Source organism: Candidatus Cloacimonadota bacterium (genome assembly GCA_020532355.1).
In the GTDB taxonomy this organism is placed as follows: domain Bacteria; phylum Cloacimonadota; class Cloacimonadia; order Cloacimonadales; family Cloacimonadaceae; genus UBA5456.
In genome coordinates this window covers 1-4,151 of the sequence record JAJBBD010000163.1, presented here as the reverse complement: position 1 = coordinate 4,151, position 4,151 = coordinate 1, and the positions used below count along the sequence as shown (strand labels likewise).

Sequence of the window (4,151 nt, the reverse complement as noted above, 5' to 3'; positions counted from 1 at the left end):
GATGGTTCCTATCGGCAACTCACTGGCAACATGAAGTGCAAACACTTCTCGAATGGGATACTTTTGTAGGACTTGTTCAGAAATTATGCTTTGTGCTCCGCCCTTACCTTCTTCTGCCGGTTGGAATAAGAACAACAAGTTATTCTTTGGTTGATATTCATACACTCGATGGATAAGACCCATCAATACGGCCATATGGACGTCATGTCCACAGGCGTGCATCAAGCCCGGATGTTCTGATGTGAACCCACATTCTGTCGCCTCATCAGAAGGCAACGCATCCATATCTGCCCTAAATAGCTTGTACCCATGTTCAGTTTGTCCGTTTGCATACGATACCAAAATTCCAGTCGATTGCTGGAATTCGTATATTTCAAATGCTCTTGCTCTTTCGCCATTTAAGATATCTGTTAGACACTGCATCAATAAAGCCTTGGTTTTATACTCTTCAAAAGCCAATTCTGGTATTCGATGCAATTTATGACGAAGCTCAATCGGGTTAAACATATTATTTTATAGTCCCTTTGTATCTGGCATGTGCCAACATGATATTCACCGCATTGGCAGCAGCTCCAATTCGAACGTTGTGTCCCACATTCCAAAACGCCAAAGATTTCTTATCTGTTCCAAGCCGAAGCCGGCACACATGAGCATCATTTGAATTTCCTATTGCCAAGGGGGTTATATAGCTATTCTCATGATATTGGATTGCTGGAGATTGGGATAGTAAATCCGCTGTTTCAGATAGATTTACTACTCTTTCAAATTCTGCATACACAGAGTTTGAATGTCCATAAAAAACTGGTACTCTAACTGCGGTAGCGCAAACCATTATATTGTCATTCGCCAAAATCTTCCTGGTTTCATTTTGCATTTTTACTTCTTCGCTGCTATATCCGCTATCTAAAAATACTCCTATCTGTGGTATTACATTCAAATCTATCTGTTCCGGATAGCTTCCCTTAGAAGATAATCCCCTGCGTTGTTTCTCTAAAGTATCAATTCCGCTGTGACCGCTACCGGAAACAGCCTGATAGGTAGAAACAATAACCTTTTTTAATCCGTAAGCTTTATCCAGAACCGCCAATGGTAAAACCATTTGGATGGTTGAACAATTCGGATTTGCTACAATGCCCCGATAATTCTCAATCTTCTTTGCGTTTATCTGAGGCACCACAAGTGGAATTTCGATTTCGTTACGAAAAGCCGACGAGTTATCAATAATCATATTACTATGCTGGGCAGCTATTGGCGCATATGTTCGTGCCACTCCCCCTCCGGCAGAGAAAAATACATAATCGTAATGTGTTTGCAGAGATTCTTCAGCAAGCTCCATTACTTCTAAAGGTCTATCCAGATAATATAGAGTTTCCCCAGCAGATTTTGCCGAAGCATACAAATCTAATACAGAAAGCTGAAGGTTATGCTCTTCCAAACAGCTTATCATCATTCTGCCCACTTCACCGGTGGCACCAACTATTGCTATCTTCATTGTAGATATTCCTTTTAAGTTTAAAATAATGTGGTCAATATCAATGATGTTACTCTTTTGTCAATGTAAACTTGACGAAACATGGCTACTAAAAAATCTTGTATCAATAATTGTGCGCCCCTGTAGCTCAGGGGATAGAGCAGCGGTTTCCTAAACCGTTGGTCGGAAGTTCGATTCTTCCCAGGGGCGCCAGAGATTACTCGATTGAGAAAAAAAGGCAGATAGATCATGAATGGCAAGATCCCGCTTAATAACGATACCCTTGGTCACATTGTCGCTTTTTATCATAACGGGGTACTACAGATGGGCGTTATTAACGGTTTCCAGCGAGATAAATTTCAGATCCTGCTTGCTTCTGGTGAACTTTCTTTGCTTAGCCCCAGGCGCATATTGCTACAAAGCACCACTTTGTTTGAATCCTCTACCAATGCGTTACAAACCTTTATTGACAATGCAAAAAGACAAGTAATACCAGAGCTCAAGATTAGCACCAAAGGCGAAACACTTGCTCAACTTGCTCAAGCCAATACTATTACAGATGATGTTCAGATATTTGCTTTGTTGTTATTGCTTAAAAGTAACCCGCAGATCTACGCTCAGAAGCATGCGCTCTTCTTTAAGCGTTCTCCTGAAGGCCAAGAAGAGTATATTAAAACTAAACAAGAGCAGCAACAAAGAGCTGATTATTTGGATCAGGTAGAATCTCTGCTTAAAAATAATAATGCGAACCCCGATCTTAGCCTTAAACAAAGATTGATTGAAGACCTTCGCTGCATCTTGAGAGGTGAAAGAATAGAAGATCTTGAAAAAACTATTAAGACTGTTTTTCCACAAAACTCTATTATGGCATTAAGAGCAGACCTCGGCGACACTCTTCCCATTGAAGATCCTCCTCTATTGGCTTCCGGTCTGCCGATCGCCTTCATCCATGAATACACAGAAGAGTTTCTCCCTTGTACCTCTCAGATAAATGAAGAATTAGAAGTTATAAGCATAGACGATGAGCAAAGCAAAGATATTGATGACGCACTTAGCATAACCGATTGTGATGGAAATTTTCATTTGGGCATTCATGTAAGCAATCCAGCTTCCTATTTGAACTATCGCATGCAACTATTTAATGAAGCAAAAGAAAGGGTTTCCTCGCTTTACCTTCCTTCAGGAATTGTTCCTATGTTGCCTCCTCGCTATTCTGAGCACCTATTTTCTTTGAAAGAAAATGAGGCAAAGCCGGTTCTCAGTCTGTATTGCACATTTAACGACCATGGAACAATGCTAAAGAGCAACCTTGCTTTAGAACGCATTCAAATTACCAAAAATTGTAGCTACAATGAAGCTGACCGATATCGACATCAAAGTGAATGGCTTCCTTACTACAAAATAGCAGATCAACTGCGCAACCAAAAAGATTCTGTAAACAAAGCAGATTCGGCTCGTTTTTACTATAAACTAAGCACAGAACAAAATGAAATTAGTTTTACGCGCATCGATATGCAAAGCCCATCCAGGCAAATGATTGAAGAAATGATGATCTTATACAATAGCTCTATTGCTCAGTTTGCACTCAATAACCGGATACCTGTTTTGTATCGAAACATCAATCAATATTTTGATGAAGAGAAAAATTGGCAAGTAAGCACTGCCTATCTTGATACTCATGCTCATTACCATCCTGGCATTAATGCTCCTGCCTATCTTCATAGCACCAGCCCAATCCGCCGCTTTGTAGATATGCTAAATCAAATGCAAGTATGTAACTTCATTTCAGGCAAACTCCCTCTCCTAACTGAAAATGAACTTAAGAACCTGATACCTCATATCGAGAAACGAATTTTGCTCTTGCGAGAAACTGCGCGTCGATCAGAGCGCTACTGGTTATTTAAATACATCGCTGCAAATCTGATGCATCAACCACTTGAAGGCTTCCTTAAGGCAATAGTAAATGGAAAATATAAAGTTGAGATTATGCCCTGGGCAAAACAGGTATTACTTGTTTTGGATGCAAGTCCTCAAGCTGAACGGTTTAATTTTGTAATCTACGCTATAGATTGGGATAGAATGTTGCTAAAAGCAGATTTGATAAGCTGATATCAAGAAAATAGTGCTTCTATGTGCAGCCACGGTTAGCTTTGATTGCCTATTCTATTTCCCTCCCCGCCGCTCTATTGATAAGCTTCTGGCCAATACTAATTTTGGGCTCTCTTTCAAACTAAGTGAGCGTCATATATCTACAGATAATTTTTCACATGGGCGCTTGACTGCGAGCACCCTTACAGTACAGGCGGACAACTGTTCCGACAAGGGGAACCAGTGTGGGGGATGAGATTGAAGGCTCCTAGTTGCCACAAATGCGGCTACAAGCAGCACCTACCTTTGGGGTGGCAAGCTCTGTTTGCCACAGCGAGCAAAGCTCGCTTCCGAAGACAGCTCCGCTGCCTCTGCCAAGCAGGAGCTTGGCAGCCCATTTCCGGGTAACTCCTACAGTAACACTTGAATGAATATAAGATCGCTTACACTTTTTGTAAAATAGATTTAAGGATATTTTCTGTTCCGACAAGGGGAACCAGTGTGGGGGATGAGATTGAAGGCTCCTAGTTGCCACAAATGCGGCTACAAGCAGCACCTACCCTTGGGGTGGCAAGCTCTGTTTGCCACAGCG

General features: G+C 41.3%; 3 protein-coding genes and 1 tRNA gene. 2 read left to right on the top strand and 2 right to left on the bottom strand.

The annotated features are described in order from the left end of the window. The coding region (locus LHW48_05915; protein ID MCB5259996.1) for a M20/M25/M40 family metallo-hydrolase at positions 1-507 on the bottom strand (507 nt) is incomplete at its 3' end. A gap of 1 nt (position 508) precedes the next feature. After that, a complete protein-coding gene (locus tag LHW48_05910; GenBank protein MCB5259995.1) occupies positions 509-1,492 on the bottom strand; it encodes an aspartate-semialdehyde dehydrogenase in 984 nt (327 codons plus the stop codon). 116 nt (positions 1,493-1,608) lie between these two features. Between LHW48_05910 and LHW48_05905 the strand changes: the two genes are divergently transcribed. Together LHW48_05905 and LHW48_05900 are read left to right on the top strand one after the other, a co-directional pair. Next, positions 1,609-1,684 (top strand) — tRNA-Arg (locus tag LHW48_05905). A gap of 36 nt (positions 1,685-1,720) precedes the next feature. Next, complete coding sequence (locus LHW48_05900) at positions 1,721-3,580, top strand: ribonuclease catalytic domain-containing protein (protein MCB5259994.1); 1,860 nt, start codon at positions 1,721-1,723, stop codon at positions 3,578-3,580. Positions 3,581-4,151 lie beyond the last annotated feature (571 nt).